General features: G+C 26.2%; 15 protein-coding genes. All 15 read right to left on the reverse strand.

Annotated elements, in window-relative coordinates; genetic code table 4:
- Positions 1 to 20 precede the first annotated feature (20 nt).
- The 15 genes from dcm to V2E26_RS02755 all read right to left on the reverse strand — a co-directional run bounded on the left by dcm (position 21) and on the right by V2E26_RS02755 (position 20,883).
- Complete coding sequence (gene dcm, locus V2E26_RS02685; RefSeq protein ID WP_330463338.1) at positions 21 to 1,742, reverse strand: DNA (cytosine-5-)-methyltransferase; 1,722 nt, start codon at positions 1,740 to 1,742, stop codon at positions 21 to 23.
- Positions 1,743 to 1,756: 14 nt separating this feature from the next.
- Positions 1,757 to 1,957 (reverse strand): helix-turn-helix domain-containing protein, encoded by a 201-nt coding sequence (locus V2E26_RS02690; RefSeq protein WP_330463339.1) that lies wholly within the window; start codon positions 1,955 to 1,957, stop codon positions 1,757 to 1,759.
- Between the two features lie 840 nt (positions 1,958 to 2,797).
- The gene (rlmD, locus tag V2E26_RS02695) at positions 2,798 to 4,207 is read right to left on the reverse strand and encodes a 23S rRNA (uracil(1939)-C(5))-methyltransferase RlmD (RefSeq protein WP_330463340.1); all 1,410 of its coding nucleotides are present in this window, start codon (positions 4,205 to 4,207) and stop codon (positions 2,798 to 2,800) included.
- 2 nt (positions 4,208 to 4,209) lie between these two features.
- Positions 4,210 to 5,562, reverse strand: coding sequence for a tRNA uridine-5-carboxymethylaminomethyl(34) synthesis GTPase MnmE (gene mnmE, locus V2E26_RS02700; protein WP_330463341.1), 1,353 nt, complete (start codon positions 5,560 to 5,562; stop codon positions 4,210 to 4,212).
- A 212-nt stretch (positions 5,563 to 5,774) separates the two neighbouring features.
- Positions 5,775 to 7,685, reverse strand: coding sequence for a M13 family metallopeptidase (locus V2E26_RS02705; protein WP_330463342.1), 1,911 nt, complete (start codon positions 7,683 to 7,685; stop codon positions 5,775 to 5,777).
- 3 nt (positions 7,686 to 7,688) lie between these two features.
- On the reverse strand, positions 7,689 to 9,269 hold the full coding sequence (locus V2E26_RS02710; protein ID WP_330463343.1) for an MHO_4530 family protein: 1,581 nt from the start codon (positions 9,267 to 9,269) through the stop codon (positions 7,689 to 7,691).
- Positions 9,262 to 11,475, reverse strand: coding sequence for an ATP-dependent helicase (locus V2E26_RS02715; protein WP_330463344.1), 2,214 nt, complete (start codon positions 11,473 to 11,475; stop codon positions 9,262 to 9,264). Before V2E26_RS02715 ends, V2E26_RS02710 begins: the two co-directional genes overlap by 8 nt.
- Before the next feature lie 263 nt (positions 11,476 to 11,738).
- Positions 11,739 to 12,737 (reverse strand): IS30 family transposase, encoded by a 999-nt coding sequence (locus V2E26_RS02720; protein WP_330463345.1) that lies wholly within the window; start codon positions 12,735 to 12,737, stop codon positions 11,739 to 11,741.
- Between the two features lie 128 nt (positions 12,738 to 12,865).
- Entirely contained in the window at positions 12,866 to 13,525 is a 660-nt protein-coding gene (locus tag V2E26_RS02725) for an RDD family protein (protein ID WP_330463346.1), read from the reverse strand.
- Entirely contained in the window at positions 13,519 to 14,520 is a 1,002-nt protein-coding gene (locus V2E26_RS02730) for a glycosyltransferase family 2 protein (RefSeq protein ID WP_330463347.1), read from the reverse strand. The genes V2E26_RS02725 and V2E26_RS02730 overlap by 7 nt, the downstream gene beginning before the upstream one ends.
- A 6-nt stretch (positions 14,521 to 14,526) precedes the next feature.
- Positions 14,527 to 15,870 (reverse strand): asparagine--tRNA ligase, encoded by a 1,344-nt coding sequence (asnS, locus tag V2E26_RS02735; RefSeq protein ID WP_330463348.1) that lies wholly within the window; start codon positions 15,868 to 15,870, stop codon positions 14,527 to 14,529.
- A 153-nt stretch (positions 15,871 to 16,023) separates the two neighbouring features.
- On the reverse strand, positions 16,024 to 17,790 hold the full coding sequence (locus tag V2E26_RS02740) for a hypothetical protein (protein WP_330463349.1): 1,767 nt from the start codon (positions 17,788 to 17,790) through the stop codon (positions 16,024 to 16,026).
- A 1-nt stretch (position 17,791) separates the two neighbouring features.
- Positions 17,792 to 18,655, reverse strand: coding sequence for an ABC transporter permease (locus V2E26_RS02745; protein ID WP_330463350.1), 864 nt, complete (start codon positions 18,653 to 18,655; stop codon positions 17,792 to 17,794).
- The gene (locus tag V2E26_RS02750) at positions 18,648 to 19,511 is read right to left on the reverse strand and encodes an ABC transporter permease (protein ID WP_330463351.1); all 864 of its coding nucleotides are present in this window, start codon (positions 19,509 to 19,511) and stop codon (positions 18,648 to 18,650) included. The genes V2E26_RS02745 and V2E26_RS02750 overlap by 8 nt, the downstream gene beginning before the upstream one ends.
- Positions 19,501 to 20,883 carry an ABC transporter ATP-binding protein gene (locus tag V2E26_RS02755; RefSeq protein ID WP_330463352.1) on the reverse strand — a complete coding sequence of 461 codons (1,383 nt, stop codon included), beginning with the start codon at positions 20,881 to 20,883 and terminating at the stop codon, positions 19,501 to 19,503. The genes V2E26_RS02750 and V2E26_RS02755 overlap by 11 nt, the downstream gene beginning before the upstream one ends.

A 20,883-nucleotide genomic window follows, 5' to 3' on the forward strand; every position in this document is an offset into this window, starting at 1 on the left:
TATCTAGTTGTCTTTACGGTTTATACATCAAAAAGTTCTGTAGGGTCTATTTTGAATTGTAACATATTTGCAGTTGGTCTACCATTATCTCCACCTTTTCTCTGAAGAGTAACTCTACCAAGTTTTATCGAACCCCTAGGACTAACTTCAACTTTACCATTTGCAAAATAATGATTTATTACTTCATTTATATTTTTCAAAACCCACCTAGCATTTTCTTGTGATTTTTGTGCAACTAAAACCCATTCTGCTGAAAATTCTCCTCGCCCTTTTAATATATCAGATATTATTAACAACTTATTATTATTTAACCAATCTAAGACTAAGTTTCTTTCTTCATCAGCTAATTCATTCATAAACATTCTTCTGTTATCTCTGACATCATCCTTATAAGGTTTTAGTTCTCCTGTAAAATATTCCAAGATTGTATATACATTCAATGGAATATTCCATAATTCGTTATAACTTTTTAACCATCTTTTATCGATTTGATTAAATCCTTTCTTATTACTTACAAGTTTTACTTGTATATTTTCAATATCAAGTGCATCTTTTAATTTAACTTGTACTTTTACATTCAAATCAGCTTTATATCCACTAATAACAATTGCTTTTACATATTCGATTTTTTCCAAAGAATAACCCATAATTGTTAGCCATTCTTTAGCTTCATCATCACTTTTCCAATCATTAAATTTATCTACTATATGTTGTTCGTTTCTAAATCCATCTTTCGCAATTTTTGAACCTAATTTAACTTTATCAATTTCTCTCGCGTTTTTAACCTCACCTCTAATATTCTCAATCATTACTTTAGAAATTGCATCTATAACATTTACTGTCATTGCATTTCCTGCTAGAGATAATACTTTATTATTATTTAATTTATTTTGTTTTACTTTTTCTGCAATCCCACTAGGAAACCCTTGTAATAATAACGCTTCATATCCACTAAGTTTTTTTATTTTTCCATTTCTTATATAAAGTAATCCGTGTCTGCCTGTTCTTAATGTTGGAAAAATTTTATCATATTTACGCAAATCTGATTGCCGCCAATCAATGACATAATTTTCTAGACTTAACACCTCTTCATTAGTAAACTTATTACGATTATATTTATTTGATAAATATTTTTGAAATGTATTATCTAAAATATCTAACTCTAAGTTGTTATCTTCATCTAAAAAACAAGAGAAATCTTTATTCGATAAATTATTTATAGGAAATTCAAACATACCATTATCATATTCTTTTTTAAATCCCACAATATATATTCTCTCTCTCGTTTGAGGAACGCCAAAATCAAGACTATTTAAGACTTTATAGTAGATATTATATCCTATATTTTCAAGTTCTTCTTTTATTATTTTAAACGTTTTTCCTCTATCGTGATTTATCAGTCCTTTAACATTCTCTAAAATAAAATACTTCACATTTTTTTGTTTCATAATTTCTATTAGTGAGTATATTATTTTTCCTCTTTCATCTTCAAAGCCTGCCCTTTTACCTACAATCGAAAATGTTTGGCAAGGAAATCCCGCAATCATAAAATCAAAATCAGGTAATTTATCTATATCAACTTTAGTTAAATCTCCAAAGTTTCTACTATCATCAAAAAATAATTTATAAGTTTCTGCAGTTTTTTCATCTATTTCGCAATGACCAACACATTCTAGTCCATTATTTTCTAGTCCAATTCTTCCCCCGCCAATTCCAGAACAAAAATCAAAAAATTTTAACACAACATTTTACCTTCCTATTTTCTAAAACTAATAACGTGTTCTACATTGCATTCAAGTGCATCACATATTTTTCCAATATTTTTTAAAGATATATATTCATTCTTGCCCATATTTGCTATGCAATTTGTTGTTAAATTTGCCTTTTCTAATAAATCTTTTTTCTTCATATTTCTTGATTTCAAAAAATTCCATAATGGTTCATATGATATATTCACACTATCCTCTCTTGTCTTTTTTTCTTGTTTAATTATAACAAAAAACTTGGGTTTTCTCAAGTTTTATTGACGGTAATATTAACATTTCAATAAACTACAAGGGTTGTTCAAAAATTTATTAGTATATAATATTTCTTGTTATCTCACTTGCTCTTTTTAAATCTTCTTTATTCATTTCTTTTTTCAACTAATAAATACCATAAAGGTTTATAACTAATTGCCATTTTATTATCTTCTTAATTCGTTTAAAACATTTCTATTGTTATGTTATAAGTAGCATTAAAATATTTATTTTTGAATATTTTCTTATTTATACGTTAGTAATTATTGAGATATTCTGTTTTTTAAATTAATATAATTTATCACATAAATATGTTTAAATTTCTAATATAAAGAATATGCATTATATTGAAGTGCTATTAGAACTTTCTATAGAGGGATGGATGGAATGATATGTAGAAATCTCTGTGTTATCCTTTGTAGTTAATCTCTGGTAATGGTTTATGTAATTTGCACCTTTCCATTACTGCATTTTGCACTAATGCATTGGTGGTAAATTATAATTAAAATAAGTTATCCACATCACTATCTTGATAGCTACTCTGTTTTTCTAACTTTCTACTTTGAATTTCTTGATACAATTCTTCTATTTTTTCCCCGTTTAGTGAATACAACTTGGTTTTATCTTTTGAATCTTTATTGCAGTTTGACACAATTTAAAACTTTTTTTCTTTCAAACAAAAAAAGACAAGCAGATTTTTTGCTTGCCTTAAAAATTTTTTTATATGAGTTTAAAAAATTTTAATGCATCTATAATATTCTCTTCTTTTTTTGAAACTGTTATTTTTGTTCATCCGTCGTTAATTCTAGATCAATATGTTTTTGTGTGTTAAGTTTAGATAACAAACATAACGTTTCAACATGTGGTGTTTGCGGAAACATATCATAAAGTTTTACTTCCTTGATTGTGTAGTCATTTCTTGTTAATTCTTTTAAATCTCTAATTAATGTTTTTGGGTCACAACTTAAATATATTATTTGGTTAATATTTGACTGTATGATCGCTTGTATTGTTTCTTTTCCCAAACCTTCTCGCGATGGATCAAATATTGCTAAGTCTATTTTTTTATAGTTTTCTAAAATTCATTTGTTTGCATCAGCATTAATTGCAACAACGTTGCTTGTGTTGTTTATTTGTATATTTTTTATAGCATTTTGCGTTGATGTTTTATTAACTTCTACAGTGTAAACATTTTTCGATTTTGATGAAACAAAAATACCTATTGTACCAACCCCTCCGAAGGCATCTAATATATTTAAATTATCAGTATTTATCCATTCTTTTATTTTGTTATAAATCAAATACATCACACTTTCATTAACTTGATAAAAAGTATTGTTTTTAACTAAAAATTTATTATCATCTATTTTAAATTCAATACCGTTGTGGTTTAGCAAATTAATTCATTTACAATTTTTTTTATCGAATATTGTAATCTTTAAATCTAAAAATTTTGAATTTCAAATTTCTAATTTTTCTATAGCTTGTTGATTTATATTTCTGGACGTTCCTAATATTAGTTCAATTTCATTGCTGTTTAAATTTGGGGATCTTAATGTTATTTTGTTTGGTTTTAAATCAAATAAAAAATTATTTAGTTCATTATTTTTGTTATTTGATGAATTGAATAAAAATTCTTCATAAAATTCATTTATTTTTGAGTTTGCAAGCAATAATTTTTCTTGTTGTATAAGTTTGTGAGAATGTTGTTTATAAAAACCAAATATAGCTTTATTTGAGCTATATTCAACATGTAATGTTATTTTATTTCTATAATTAAATTCATCAGGTGATTTGACTATATTTGAAATATTTGAATAATTTAAATTTCTTTCAAATAAATATTTAACTAAGTTTTGTTTGAATTTTAATTGGTTATTGTATTCTAACGCCATTAAAGGTGATGATCCACTTTTATATAATTGTTCTTCATAATAATCTAGTTTTTTTCTTAAAAAAGAATATGAATGATATTTTATAACTTTTGCAAAACAACATTTTTTAGAATAATAAGTTATTTCTATATCAGCTTCTTCTCCTGGTAATAAGTTATAAACAAATATTGGAATCCCACATTCTCTAAACACGCAAAAACCTTCATAAGATAAGTTTAAACTTAAGTCATCTGTTTGTGTTCTTATGTTTTTTATAACTAAATCTTTTTTTAATTTTATTTTTTTAAAATCCATTTTTATTTACCTAAACAAAATTTACTAAACATATTATCCAACAAAGTTTCGTTATCATGTTCCTTGTTTAAAATTTCTCTTAATATAGTTCAAGCTTTATTTATATCCAAAATTACAACCTCAGGACCGAAACCATTCATCAAACTTTCTAAAGCAACATTTAGTTCATTAACACTTTGTTTTAGTAACCCCAGTCTTCTTGTGTTATAAATCAACTCAGGATCTTCGTAATCCAAATCTAAGTAATTTTTTATCAACGCGTTTTTCAATTCCCAAGTGTTATTGTTTTTTGCAGAAGTTCAAACAAAATTTTTATATTTTTCTTTATTTTCTTCCGATAATTGATCACTTTTGTTTAAAACAGGAATATATATTTTATTTTTTGATAAATCTTTTATTAAATTATCTTCATTACTTTCTTTTTGTGTTGGGGTTATTAAGTGAATAACTATTTTAGCTTCTTCTATTGCTTTGATCGATCTTTCTATACCAATGCTCTCAACTTTATCTGTTGTTTTTCTAATTCCTGCAGTATCAATTATTTTAAACAAAATACCATTTAATTCATAATCTCCTTCAACTATATCTCTTGTTGTTCCTGCGACGTCTGTGACTATAGCTTTTTCTTTGCCTAAAAGAATATTTAAAATAGATGATTTTCCAGCGTTTGGTTGTCCAACAATAGCTACTTTTATACCGTTATATACATCGCTGGCATTTTCAGATTTTTTAACAATAAGATTAATATCGTTTTTTAAATTATTTATTAATGTAATTAGTTTGGTTGTGTTCATTTGTTCTATATCGTTATAATCTGAATAGTCAATATTAATTTCGATTATAGAAATAATCCTTAATAATTCTTCTTCTAATTTTTCTATTATTTCATTATCTTTATCATCAAATTGTTTGATAGCAATTTCGGCTTGTATGTTTGTTTTTGCGTGTATCAAAGAATTTATAGCTTCCGCTTTTTCTAAAGAAATTTTTCCATTTAAAAATGCTCTTTTAGAAAATTCTCCTCTAGTTGCTAATCTAGCACCATTTGCTATTATTAAATTTAGTATTTTATTTGTAACTATAATTCCACCATGAGCATTTATTTCTATTGTATCTTCACCTATATAATTTTTATTTCCTATAAAAAAATTAACTAAAACTTCATCAATTTTTTTATTGTTTAAAGGATCAAAAATATAACCATATGTAATTTCCTTATCTTTTCCTATTTTACCTGTATATATTTTTTTAATTATTTCTATAGCTTCTGGGCCAGAAATTCTTATTATAGATATTGCTTGATTAATATTTCCTGATGAAATAGCTGTAATTGTATCGTTATAAATATTTTTCATAATTTTTAATTATATTTAAAAATTGATAAATAATAATAAAGTTGAGTTTTGATGTTGTTTAAATTAATAAATATAATAATACATGTTTAAAAGTAGATAACTCAAAAAACATCTAAAAATTAGTTGAAAAAATATGAAAAAAAATGTTATTTAGCTTTTTATAAAAACCTAGTTATTGACATTAAAAAACCGGCTAAGCCAGTTTTTATTAATTATCAAATTTTTACACGTTTTTTAGGGCTTAAATACATTTTATCGCCTTTTTTAATATTAAAAGCTTTGTAAAAATCATCTGAGTTTTGAACTTGAACATTAGCTCTTAATTTAGCAGGAGCATGAACGTCAGTGTTTAAAAGAAGGGTTTGTAATTCTTTTCTGTATTTTGTTCTTCAGTTTATAGCGTAGTTTATATAAAAGTGTTTAGCATTAAAATCTTTTTCACCCTTAGCAGCTTCTAAAGCACAAGAAACACCACCTGCATCAGCGATATTTTCAGAAACTGTTAATTTACCATTACATTTTCCAGCTTGTGTTTTTCTACCATCAAATAATTTAATCATTTCTTGAGCTCTTTTATCAAATTCAATTTTATCTTCTTCTGTTCATCAATTAACCATGTTTCCAACTTCATCAAAGTTAGCTCCATTATTATCAAATGCGTGAGATATCTCATGAGCTATAACAGCACCAATACCACCGTAATTTGAAGAAGATGATTGTTTTGAACTATAAAAAGGCGCTTGCAAGATTCCGGCAGGAAAAACAATTTTATTATTTGTTGGGTTATAATAAGCGTTTACCATAGCAGGGGTCATTGATCATAAATCTTTGTTTTTCTTTTTACCATATTCTGCAAGTGAGGCTTTTTGTTCGATTTTTTCAAATTCTAAAACATTCATTAATAGATCATTATATCCGTCATATTCTTTGACTATAAAATCATTGTAGTAACTTTCAATTACTTCTGGATAACCAACATAAACACCAATTTTTGAAAGTTTTAATATAGCTTTTTCTTTTGTTTTTTCAGACAATCAATTATTATTTTTTAATCTTTGTTCATAAATGTTAATCATTTTTGAAATCATTTTTTCAACATTTTGTTTATTAATTCTTCCAAAATATTCTTCACCATAATATTTTCCAAAAGGCATTTTATAAACACCATCAGCAACATATTTAACAGCAGTTTTTTTCTTATCAAGTGGTTTTTTTTGTCCTCTTAATGTTCTAACAAATTCACCAGAAATAACCAAACTATCATAATCTAAATGTTTAGCTAATGATATTAAAGTTGTTACATAAAGAAAAGCTTTGTAATTTTCAAAATTATCTTCGGTTAATAATAGTGATAAGTTATCAACCAAGTCATCAGCTACAGCAATAACTTCTGTGATTTTTTCATCAAATAAACTCGCTAATATTTTTGAAAGTTTAATAGTCTTAATTTTGTTATCAAACTCAGAAACTTTTTTTGGATTATAAATATTTGTTATTATTGCTCATTCTTCTGCAGATAGAATATATTTTGCGGCTTCTGTATCCCAAATTAAAGCTTTGTTTATTAAATTTTCCGCTCATTCTGGGTTGTTATTTACTTTCAATAATAATTTCTTAGCCATTGATGTTCATAATTTGTAAAGTGAATTTTTTTGTTCCTCATTTGAGTAGTAATTTTTTTCAGGTAGAACAACAGAAGGGCAAGAAACATATAAAGTTTGTTTTTCGTAATTTTTAAAATCTGTTTGAACTTGAATTGGAAACGGAACTTCTGAACCGATAAATAAAAAGTTTGAATAATTCTTTTCTAGATCTTTTCAAGAAGAAAGATTTTCTATTTGTTTTAAAATTGGTAAAACAGGTTTAATTCCATTATTTTTTCTATCTTGTCAGTTGCTTGCTAATTTGTAAAATTTAACCATTTCAATTAATTGGCTATTATTTTCAATTTCTCTAGTATCTGTCGATCACTTTGTAAGTAGAGACGTTTTTAATCTAGTTAAACCTTCATCTAATCTTTCGAATGAACCAATAGCGGCCTTGTTATCTGGGATTTTGTGTTTTGATATTCATTCTCCATTAACGGCTTCAAAAAAATCTTCGTGTATTAATTTTTTATTCATAAATTACCTTTCTTTTTTTGTTTTATTTTGATTTTTATCTATTGTGTAGAATAATTTTAAGTTATTATTGTATAACATTTTTTTATAATTTTTGAAATCTAATTTCTCAAAAATTAAAGATATTTTTAACTGTTCAGCCTTTTTCATTAATAAATTTACGTACAACATTGTTTTAGGTTCATTTAGACTATTTGTTAAATTTTTGTCTAATCAAATTATTTTTGATCACTCACCTATTTCATTAATTATGTCATCATTTATCTTATATACTTTAATACCTATTGAAGCCTTTGGTGATTCTTCTTGAATTTGCTCAATTTTCTTTTTTACTCTTAACATACTTTTTTTAGAATTTATATTTATTAAATGAAACAATGACTTATCGCTAGTGATTACTTGTTTAATAAATTTATTATCAACTAATCCAAAAATAAAATCTTCAATGTTTAAAATTTTTCCGTGTAAATTGATAATATTAGAGTTTTCGTAAAATTTAAGATAATAATTTTTATAAATATCCAAGGTTGTTAATACATCGCGGTTATCAATGTTTAATTCATCAAATTTTTTGTCAATTAATAGCATGCTTAATTTAGAATTTTTATCACCGAAATCATTAAAAGAAAAATTTTTTAAATCAATATTATTACTTCTTAAAATTTCATCTGTTACATATTCGTATTTTTCTTTAAATAGTTTTAAATCTTTATTATTTTCAAAGTCAATTGTTGAAATATCTAAATGGTTTAAAGAATGAGTTTTTATATAGTCAAATATTAGTTCATAACTATAATTGTTTTTGTTTGTTAACAAAGTATTCTCAAAAGTAAAAAACGTTTCATATAAATAACCAAAATGTTTTGAATTATCCTGTATTGCATCAACAGCCTTAATAATGCTTTTTTTCTTAAATTTTGAATATGGAAAAACAAAAAATAATTTATTTCAATCTAAAAAAACTTTTATTCCCCTCGCCTTTATTTTTAAACAACAGCTCTTAAATAAGTTAATAAAGTTATTTACATTATTTAAATTTTTATAATTTAATATAAATCCACAAGCCTTATACTTACTATTTTGATCTAATAAGAAGCTAATATTATTGTTAATTGGTTCAAAAACTTCTTCTTCTTTATTGTTTATTTCGTTTCAATTTATTGTTAGATAAGCAACGTTACTACTTACAAAAACAATTTCCATGTTAATCTTGGTTTTTCAAGCAGAAAACTTATGTGGTTGCTTTTCAAAACTTATAATTGAATTTTCTTTGTTTTTTAAAGAATTTGAAATTAGAAAGTTAGATTTTTTATCCAAAAGTTTTTGAAAATCTTCTATTTTTTTTCATCTGTTATTTAACAAATTAAGTTTTTTTAAGAAAAAAGGTTCATTATTAACATCGGCAATGTTATTAAGGTGTTTTATTCGATTTTTATCAACATTAATTTCAAGGCACATAAAACCATTTTTATTTTTAGCAGTATATTTCTTTTTGTTTGCTCAAATAATTAAAATTGTTATTGTTGTACAAGAAATCACTAAAGCTAAAATAACCCATATAACAACTAAGTAATTGCTATTAATCATCTAAGCTACCATCTCACTTTTTAATAGACTGATGTGATCTTTCGAACTGTTTAACTTGTTTTTGGTTAGAAAATTTTACTGTTATTATTGTGCCTACCATGTCAACAATTTCGCCCTTACCAAATATTTTGTGCATTATATAATCACCGACAATTAAATCACTGTTATTTAGGTTGTTCTCTTGTGCGATTGAGAAATTGTTTGCAAGGGCCACGCTACCGTCTTTTTCTTTAATCCCAGCTTCTGCTAAAAATCTACTACGTTTTGCAATGCCAATTCTGTTTATTGCAAAAGATAAAAACAGTTTTTTCTTAGCTCTTGTAATTGCTACATACGCAAGACGTCTTTCTTCTTCTAATCCTTCGATATTTTCTTCAAAATAATTTGAATTATTTAAAAATGTAAAATCTTTATTTGGAGAAATTGAGATTGCTCTTTTTAAAGGAAAAGTACCTTCAGCTAATCCACAAATAAATACATAATCAAATTCTAACCCCTTAGCATTATGAACAGTCATTAATGATACAAAGCTAGTAGCATCGTCTTCAACATCTCGGTCGGTTATTAGTGTTATTTCTTGAAGATATTCATCTATCGTTCCGTGAGTATTTTGTTTTTCTCATAACTCAATAGCATTAATTAAACTCATAAAATTTTCTTTCTTAGATTCATAGTCTTCTTCTGAGCTTTTAAAGATATCAAAGTAAGAAATAGTTTTGAACATAAATTCTTTTAAAGTGCTACTTATTGTATTGGTTTTTAAAGCTACCCTAGCTCATCTTATAGAGTTTATTAAATCTGCAAGTCTTTGTAAAGTTGAAGTAGAAACACTTAATGTCTCTTGAATTTCATCAAAGTGTTCCTCAATAGCTTTAAATAAATCTAATTTTTTTTCTCTTGCAAAGTTTAATAGTTTATCGACAGTTATATCACCGATTTTTCTAGAAGGTTTATTTATTATTCTTAACAACATTAATTCACTGCCGTCATGAATGACTCTTAAATAAGCTAATGCATCTTTAATTTCTTCTCTTTGATAAAACTTAATAGAACCAAAAAGTTTATATATTGTATTTTCTTTAATCAAAGCCTCTTCTATAGCTCTTGAGTAGCTGTTAGTTCTAAATAAAATTGCTATGTTTTTTAGTTGAACTCTCGATCTTTTAAGTTCTGAAATTTTTTGTGCAATCCATCTAGCCTCCGCTTCTTCGCTATGGCCGCAGAAAAAATCAACATCTTCACCCTCATCATTATGGGTAAAAAGGTTTTTTTCTAATCTTAATTTGTTTTTAACAATTAATTTATTAGCATAATTTAGTATTCTTTTGGTTGAACGGTAATTTTCTTCTAATTTAACTGTTAGAGTATCACTGTAATCCTTATGGAAGTTGATTATTATGTTTATATCTGCATTACGTCAGCTATAAATAGTTTGGTCCGGATCACCAACGATAGTTAATTTGTTTGTTGAACAAAGCTTTTGAATTATTTTATATTGGATAATACTTGTGTCTTGAAATTCATCAACTAATAAGTAATCAAAACGTTTAGATCATTTTTTTGAAATACTTTCATATTGTGGATCGTAAAAAAGAGTAAAAACAAAAACTAATAAATCATCGAAATCAAGGGCTTTTGATCTTTTTAATCTTTCTTGGTAATTGTGATAGATTTTTTCTTTAGTTTCAATTATTCTTCTTTCTTGAGGAGATAAATTAGTATTAAAGCCTTCATCGTTTGTTTCAAGAAAATCAAATAATGTGTTTTTCTTGTTTTGAATATAAGAAAGCATTGAATTATAACTAAATTCATTATTAGAAATTTCTAATTCAGAATAAACAGATTTTAATATTGCTCTTTGATCTGTTTCGTCAACAATTTGAAAATCGTTATTATAACCAAGTAGATGAATTTCGTGTCTCAAAATTCTTGCACATATTGAGTGGAAAGTGCTTATAATCGGAAGATTATCGGGGTTATCAATCATGGTGATAACTCTTTGTTTCATTTCGTTAGCTGCTTTGTTTGAAAAAGTTAAAGCCAGAACTTTAGCTGGATTTATTTTTAATTCATCTATTAAATAAGAAATTTTATAAGTTAAAACTCTGGTTTTTCCCGAACCAGCTCCTGCTATTATACGAAGAGGGCCTTCATTGTATTCTACAGCCCTTCTTTGTTGTTCATTTAAATTATCTAAATTGACCATGTGTACCCCTTGAAAAAATAAGAAACTATATCTTAAAATTATAACATTATTACCCTGCATAATAAGTAATAGCAAATAAAAATAGTCTATTACTAGACTATCCCAAAGAGAAAGTTCAAGTGCAACACAATGCCTTGGGCTTTTTTTATTATACATTTTATTTTTTTAAAATTAATAAATCAAAAAAAAAGTAAATAGAAAATATTCATTTTTTCAAATGAAGATAAGCATAATTTTATTATGTTAATTTTTGTTAATAATAATTATTTAATATATTCTAAATAGGTTTGTAATGGTGTCTTCCAATTTAATATTTCCCGCGTCATATTATTTATTTGGTTAACAACTGAGTCAAGTTTTTCTTGAGTTATAGTATTAAAGTTAAAACCTTTTTTGAATTCTCTTCTCAAAATTCCATTTCAATGTTCATTTGAGCCTCTTTGAAAAGATGCATAAGGTTCAGCTCTATAAATCTTTATATTTAATCATCTGGCTAAAATACCTATTTTTTCAAATTCAATACCATTGTCTACTGTTATTGTTTTTACTTCTAATTCATTATCTCTTATAATCTTTTTTAACTCTGAATTAATTATATTTGGTGATTTGCTTTGTATTATTTTTGCAAACCCTATTCTTGTTTTTCTTTCAGTTAAAGTTAAAACATTATTATATCCATTGGCTCTCTTTCCTAAAACTAGATCTGCTTCTCAGTGTCCAAATTCAAGTCTTAAATCTATAGATTTAGGTCTAGTTCATATTGGAAAAACATAATCAGCAGATTTTACAAGCCGTTTTATTATGGATGCTGTTCTTTTACCACCTTTTTTATAATATTGTCTTAATTTATCGTACTTTTTTATAACTCAATTATTAGTGTTTATTCAATTAAAAACCGTTCTTAAAGAAGGACAACAGTGTTTTGTGCTAGTTTTTATAAAATTATATGTTGACTTTATACCAAAAAACTTTTTGTCATATTTTTGTAAAAAAGCGTTAGAAAAATTTTTGAATTTTTGGTTATCCACGAATTTAAAATAATACTTATGTCTTGATCTTTCTCTTGTTTTTAAACTAGCGTGTTTAAATTCATAAGTTCCAAAACTATTTGTATTCCTCTTTATTTCTCTACTTAGGGTCGAAACACTTCGCTCGATTAATCTCGAAATCCTACGAAGAGAATAATTTAACTTTAAATAATTTTCAATAATTATTCTTTCATTATCTGTTAAATGGTTATATTTTTTTATTGTATAATTCATATGAGTTCCGTTCCGTTCCAATGGAACTTTTTCTTTTTAATTAATATAAAAAATTCAAGTTCCACATCTAAATTTTACTTTAAACGTGTTGCACTTGAATTTTCAATTTAGGATAGTCTATTACTAGACTATTCTATAAGATTAACTTCAGGTAAAACTCTTTTTTTGGGCATTATTTTTTTATTATCTTCTTCGTTTATTATTTCTTCGTATTTATTTTTTCAAACAGTAAGAGAATTTGAGAATTTATCATTTAAGTTAATTCTATTTGCTTTAATACCGGTGATAAGGATAAAAAGTTGAATATTTATAGCAATAACACTTAAAGCGGTCGGGATGCTCAATATTAATTTTTCTACATTATTTAGCTTATTTCCTCTTGCCGCTTTTAAAAATGCATCGGTAGATAACAACATGAAAGATATGAAAACAAACATCCACAGGAAAGAAAAAAGTCTTTGTCTATCGAAAATAACTTTAGAAAGTTTTTTATCATTTTTTTCGGTGGGTAAAATTTTAATTTTACAGATTAGCATACCAACAGTTTGTCCTCTTGAAATTATAGGTATTAGTATGTATCAAAAAACTAAAAAAACTATTAAAAACAACAATCAAAAACGGTAAATTATTTCCTTATAAACAGTATTTTCTGTATGGAAATCACCTTTTTTGTAGTTGAAAACTAAGAAAGATGTAGATATTGTAATAAATATAAATATCAGTAAATCAATTAGTGTTGCCAGTGTTCTAATTCAAAAATTAGCCTTAATATTTTTTTTAATTATCATATAAATTTTTTAAATATTTGTTCTCACTTTTTAAGTAATCCATCAGTTAAATTAAAAAGAGTTATAACCTTAAATTTTACAAAGTATTTATTATTATTGATTAAATCTGTTCAATGTGGTTTAAGAGTCTTAATTTCGTTAATAAGGGATAGTTTTACATTTTCTAAAGCTTTTCATTCCATTGAATTCCTTTTGGTTTTATATGTACTTAAAATGCCCGCAACATAATAACAGTAATTCATAAATTTAGAAAACTCTAATGCTTCTTTTAATTCTTTATCATCGTCATTTACAAAGCTAAAAATAAAGTTTCAACTTCTAGTTAATGATTTAGGATTAAACATTGAAAAACTGTTATTTCAGTTTTCAATTCAAGTATCTGGGAAATATGCAAAAGTTTTAGAGTTTATTAATGCTCTAAAAACAAAGTTAGGTGAATACTCTAAGTTTAAATCTCTAAATTTTTGATTGTCAAATATTGTTTTTGCTATTTCTTTTTTGATAAAACAATTAAAAACAAAAGGTGTTACAAGAGCAAATGGTAGTTTATTTTTTTCTAAATCAATTAAACCTAAAGGAGGTAGAATATCTGATTTAATTAATGAATGAGAGATTGATTTATTAAAACCAGGCATTTCGATAAAATCAGGTTTATTGGTGAATGAATCAAGAAAAACGTCTAATCTTTGTATAAACTCACTTTTTAGTTTGCAATATGAGTATAAAACGTAAATATATTGTGTTGTAACTAGTTCTAGTGATTCTTTAATAACGATATCAATGTGTTTATGAGAAGTGTTAAAAATAACTTTTAGTCTAGATCCCATTTTTTTTGATAATTCATCAACTGTAATGAAATCAATTTCCTTTGGTCTATCAATAGCCAATATAACATCAAAGTTTTGACTTTTTTGTTTATAGACATTACTTAAAATTTCATCAAGAGATATTGTTGGGTTATAAACTGGAATAATAATTGTTAAATTCTTTTGCATATTTACCTACATTTTTATTTGTCCTGCAACACGAGGGAATGGTATTACATCTCTAATGTTTGAAACACCTGTCACATACATTACAAGTCTTTCAAAACCAATACCAAAACCGCTTGATGGAGCATATCCAAAACGTCTTAAATCCAAATATCAATCTAATGGTTCTTTTGAGATGTTTAATTCGTTCATTCTATGAACTAATTTATGGTATCTTGATTCTCTTTGGCTTCCACCAATTAATTCACCAATACCAGGAACAAGTAAGTCAAAAGCGGCTACAGTTTGATAATCATCGTTTTGGTACATATAGAAAGCTTTAATGTCTTTTGGATAATTTATAACAGCTACAGGCCCTTGCACAATCTTTTCAGAAAGAAACTTTTCATGTTCTGATGCTAAATCCATTCCAAAATGGATATTTTTTTCTTCAAACGAATCTCTGAATTCCATTAGTTTTTTAACAACATCTTTGTATTCGATAACTGTTAGTTTATTTTCTAAAAATTTATTTAGTGTATCTAAAAGATTTGGATTTATTGAATTTAAAAACTTCATTTCATCTGGATAATTTTTAATTGTGTTATTTATAACAGTTTTTAATAAATCATCAGCAAGTTTAATTATGTCTTTTAACTCATAAAATGCAACCTCTGGTTCGACCATTCAAAACTCTGCTAAATGTCTTGAGGTATGAGAATTTTCAGCTCTAAATGTTGGTCCAAATGTATAAACATTTTTAAAAGTCGCAGCATAAGCTTCTGCGTGTAATTGACCAGTTACACCCAAGAAAGCTTTTTGTTTAAAGAAGTAATCCTTTGTTTCGTCATCAACTAATAAAGTTTCCCCGGCCCCTTCACCGTCATTTGAAGTAATTATTGGTGAAGCCATATATAGAAAATCGTGTTCTTGAAAGTATTTATGAATTTCAAAAGCTAATGAGTTTCTTATTAACATGATACTTCTAAATAAGTTGGTTCTACTTCTTAAGTGAGGAATTTCTCTTAGAAAATCAAGGGTAGTTTCTTTCTTTTGGATAGGATAATCTTCGTCTACATTGTTAATTAAAGATATATCTTCTAAAATCAATTCAAGTGGTTGAGGAGCATTTGGTGTTAAATGTATTTTTCCATTTACAACAAGAGAAGTTCCTAAAGTTAGTGAGGATAAGTTGTTTTTCTGAATAATTTCACCTTTGGCTACAACTTGTAGATTTGAAACTGTACTACCATCATTTATTGTTAAGAATCTAATTTTTTCATTTCCTCTATTTGAAATTAACCAACCCTTTAATTCAAATGTTTCATCTTCTTTGATTGTTTGTAATTTTTGCAATAGTTTTTTTAATGTCATGATTTACTCCCGATATGTTAATTGTAATTTAATTATAATTAATGTAATAATTATACTTAAATTAAGATTTAATATTGAATTTTGAGACACATTAGGATGAATTAAACTAAAAAATATAGCTTAAATTTAAAAGAAAAAAGCCTAAAAAGGCTTTTATGATTTTGTTGTCTCAAAATAGTATGAAGCTATTTTTGTTCTTAAATTATTATCAATTATTGGGTATGTAAATAAAAAATAATTCTCATTAGTTGAAGGCTGGGCAAATATATCTTTAGCAGTTTCATCGTTTCCAAAATATCACTTTTCAATAAAATTATAAGTTAGTGAATCTGCTGGTGTGTAAGATATATAATCAAAGTTTGCAATTTCAGCTAATTCTGTGTCTGCAAATGATTCGTTAAATGCATCTTCAAAAATTGAATAGCCATCATCTGAATTGTTTCTTACTATTATTAATCATTCTCAGTTATTATCTTCGTTATTATTAATAAAATTATCGATTTCTTTTACCCAATTATCAAAGTTATGTCAGTAATCTTGACCTAAATTATTGTATTTTGGATTCTCTTCTAAAACCTTAATTATTTCTTCTTTATCATTATTAAAGATGTTTTCAAGAGTTTCTAAGGCAGATTGCTTCATTTCATCGGTAATATAACTTTTTAATTTAATGATAAATTGATTTTCTAAAACGTTTAATGCTTTATTTAAATCATTGTGTTCATGAACTAATTTGTTGTTATGATAAATATTTTCTTTTAAAACTTCAAGAAAATTATTTGTATCTTCTTCACTTAATTTATGCGAAAGAATTCAACCGTCCATTAATATATAGTTATATTTAGGTCTTACAAATCTAATTAATCCATCTTCAACGCTTGCAAAATTATCTTGTGAATAATATGCGTCTAAAGCATCACCATTATATATAACGGCTGAATCTGATCTTCCTGATTTAGGTTCTATTAAATAATTCAACAATTCCAAACCATCTCCACTAAGGTAGTTAAATTCCGTATTTTTTATCGAATGCCCAGAAGATTGTTTAACAAAATCGATGAACGAATCTATAGCCAGTTTGTAATTGTCGTCATTAAAGTTAAATAATTTACCTTTGCCTTCATATGTAAAGGTCTTTTTTCATTCTTCGGGAGTTTCGCTTTTGTAGTTCATTGCTCCAATCATTAGGTTATCGATGAATGCATTAGTTCATGCTACTCTTTGATATTGATTATCTTTGAGAATTGAAAAAATTTCAGTTCATGTTATGGGTAGGTCGAGATTTTCTAAGGCGTTTTGTGCTTTATCAATGTCCAGGTTAGGACGCGAATCCTTGTTTATATTATAAGCAATTCCTTTATCTTGAATATAGTAAGGGATTATATAATCTGCAAAATGATCCCATTCGTTATCGTGTTTTTGTTTCGTTTCGAAAGATCTTCATTGATTTTTTTCTTTATCTATTTCGAACCCAATCTTTTTTAAATCATCTTCAGTCATTAAACTAAGTTTATTATAAATAAGTGTGTCAAAACTTTCTAAATGATTTTGAACATTTGTTGTGAAGAATTTTTTTCTATTTTCTCAATTATTTGTACCATCACCAAAAACTTTTTCAAAATTAATCTTTTTAATTTTTTTATCCAAAATTAATTGAGCGGTTTGAAAATCACTACCAACTCCAGCTATCGCCTTATCTTGTGTAAGTGCTTGAGTAAATTCATTAATTTCCTTAAACTCTTTATAGTTGTAATTTTTCTTAATATTATTTACTATATCAGGCGCTAAATAAGATTCATAATTATAAATACTAGGTCTATAATGATTTGTTAATTTAAATAGTAAGCCCCCTAGGAAAGCTAACGCTATTAAAAATATAAGTAAGTATATTGATAATACTTTAAAAATTCTTTTATGCAATTTATAAGGCCTCCTTGTAGAAGTCTTTTTGCGCTTGTTTTTTAGAAAGCATAATTGCTTTTTTTGCCTTTTTGTTTTGAGAACCCTTAAATACTATGTACATTGTGTTTCCAAAAATAACAATTAGTAGTGATATGGCCCCTATTGCTAACGATCAGGCTTGAAATTGTCCTTCATATAACTGAGTTCCTAGTGTTTCCGTATTTGAAACAATACGGGTAATAATGAAATCATCGAATGATAAAGTCATTGTCATCACAAAGGTAAAACCAATTGAACCAAGCATATAAACAAAGTATGTTTTAAATCATGTTTTAAATTTTGAGTATCCTAAATCTTGACTTGCTTCAAAAATGTTCTTTGAAAACTTATCGCTTTTAGGAAGCATTATTAGAATTCCGTATGGTAAGCACATTACTGTATGACCGATGATTGATCTAAAGAAACCTTCGCTAGTTGCCTTTAATGTTCCAAAGAACAAAAAGTTTAGAACTATTGCAAGTGTTAAACCGGTAATTACGTCAGGATTTATCATTGGTACATTTGAGGTTGTTTGTACAAATGATCTAGCTGTTTTGTTTTTGTGTCTTCAAAGGGCAAAAACAGTTAGTAATGATATTGTTATAACTAAAATTGATGTTGCAATTCCTAATAGAAATGAGTTTACAAAAGCTAGTGTATGAGATTTTGAGAATAACTCTTTATAAGCATCGAATGAGGTTCTATTTCAAGTTGTTACTGAGAATATACCTTTGTCCGACGGTGAGTTAAAACTGTATATTGTTCCAAAAATTAGCGGAACATATAGAAAACCAAGAATTACAAAAACATACGAATATTTTAAAAAGTTTTTAAATTTACTCATAGTTTCCTCCTTGTTTTTTCTTTCTTATTAAATAAGGTATACCGTAAATAATTCCATATATTGTTAATAATACAGATAAAGTAATAATAACCAATGTTGATGAGTTTGCTAAGTCAAACGGGTTGGCCGTGTTTGCAAATTGGTTGATTAGATTACCTATTAATTGCTTTTGACTACCGTTTGGCAACAATTTGTCTGAAATAATAATCGAAGTAGCAGCCATCATTAATACAATTCCAAAACCACTTAATATGGCTTTTGATGAATATGGAATAATAACTTTAAATACAGTTTTAAATTTTGAGTATCCAAGATCCTCTGAGGCTTCTAAAATATTTTTGGGCATATCTTTTAAAACTTGATAAAGAGGTAGAACCATAAATGGTAGATATAGATAAACCATACCAAAAATAATAAAGAAGTTATTGTTAAGTTGATTTTCATCAAATATAGCTGAAAATAATCCACGAATAGCTAAAGCTTTTGAAATTGTAAAAATTGCAAGAGGACTTAATATAAGAGTTAAACCCAGAATTTTGATTATTTTATTCTTAGATCTTGCTACGATATAGGCATATGGAAAACCTATAATTAAAGCTAGTGTTGCGGCCAATAATCCTGTTAATAATGATCTAGCTATTATTATCCAAGTAGATGGTTTTATTGCAATTTCTCAATTTTCTAATCTAGTTTGCCCTTCTAAAGGTTTGAAGGCATAAATGCAAACAAAAATCATTGGAAGAATAATGAATAAAATTGCAAATATAATATAAGGAATTAAAAATGAAATTTGTAGTTTGGAAATAGGTGAAGAAAGTTTTTTATTTCTTTTTTCCTTAATTGTATTAAGCTTCATTATTTTGCTCAATTTCTTCTTCTAATGCTTCTAATTTTTTATCTTTCTTCATTAAGTGAATTGAATCGATATCTCAATCCAAAAATACTTCCTTACCTACGGCATGTTTTGAAGATGTTTCAACCTTAATATTTTTTCCCCTAACGTCAATATCATAATTATAGTAACTACCGCCATATGTTGATTTCACGATTTCACCGACCAATTTTGCTTTTGATTTTAATCTTGTTATATAAACGTCTTCGGGTCTTATTAAAGCATCCAATCTCTCACCTGGTTCAAATTCATCATGAATAGTATCGAATGTTTTTGACATAAATTTAACTTTATTCTTTTTAACAAATGTAGCATCAAAAAAGTTTGAATCACCAATAAAGTTAGCTACTCATTTATTTATAGGATAGTCATAAAGTTCTTTAGGTGTTGTAAATTGTTCAACCTTACCATCCCTAATAACGGCAATTTTATCACTAAGTTGTAACGCTTCATTTCTATCGTGTGTTACAAATATAAAAGTTAGTTTTAATTTTTGTTGAATATCTCTTAGTAAAGTTTGCATTTTTTCACGAATTTTAGCATCTAATGCACTAAGTGGTTCATCAAGTAAAAGAATTTCAGGTTCAATAACTAAAGATCTTGCAAGAGCAACACGTTGTTTCATACCACCAGATAAGAAATTAACGTTTTTCTTCTCATTTCCGCTTAGACCTACAAGTTCCATAATATCTTTAACTTCTTTATCCATTTCTTCATTCGAAATTTTTCTAGTTAAATATTTTTTTTCAAAATTTTCAGTTTTTAAATCAACATAATTTTCTCAATACGAATATTTAAAGTCCATATCATCAATCCATTGTTGATATTTATTTCTTTTTCTTTCAGATAACGAATTATTAGAGTTTAATTCTTTTTCATATAGTTCAAATTCTTTATCAAGATTTTTCATTTTTTGTTCAGCAAATTTTCTCCATTTTCTTCTTTGAACAGTCAATTTATTTTGATAAGACTTTGGAATATCTTCTTTTTTAATACGTTTTAACCTTAAGCCATATTTAATATTGTTTTCGACATTTAAATGTGGAAAAAGAGCATAATCTTGAAAAATTGTAGATACATCTCTTTTGTGTGGAGATAAATCTTTAATATCCTTACCGTGTAGTTTTACTTCTCCACGCGTTACCCATTCAAAACCACCAATAATTCTTAAAATTGTAGTTTTTCCAGAACCTGAAGGCCCTAATAATGTTATAAATTCACCCTTTTCAATGTTTAAGTTAACATTATCTAAAACAGTTTTATCTTCAAATTCTTTAACAACGTCTACTAGTTCAATAATTGAAGAATTATCTTTTATTAGTTTCTTTTTTTCCAT

The sequence above is a fragment of the Metamycoplasma gateae genome, assembly GCF_036352135.1.
Lineage (GTDB): Bacteria > Bacillota_I > Bacilli_A > Mycoplasmatales > Metamycoplasmataceae > Metamycoplasma > Metamycoplasma gateae.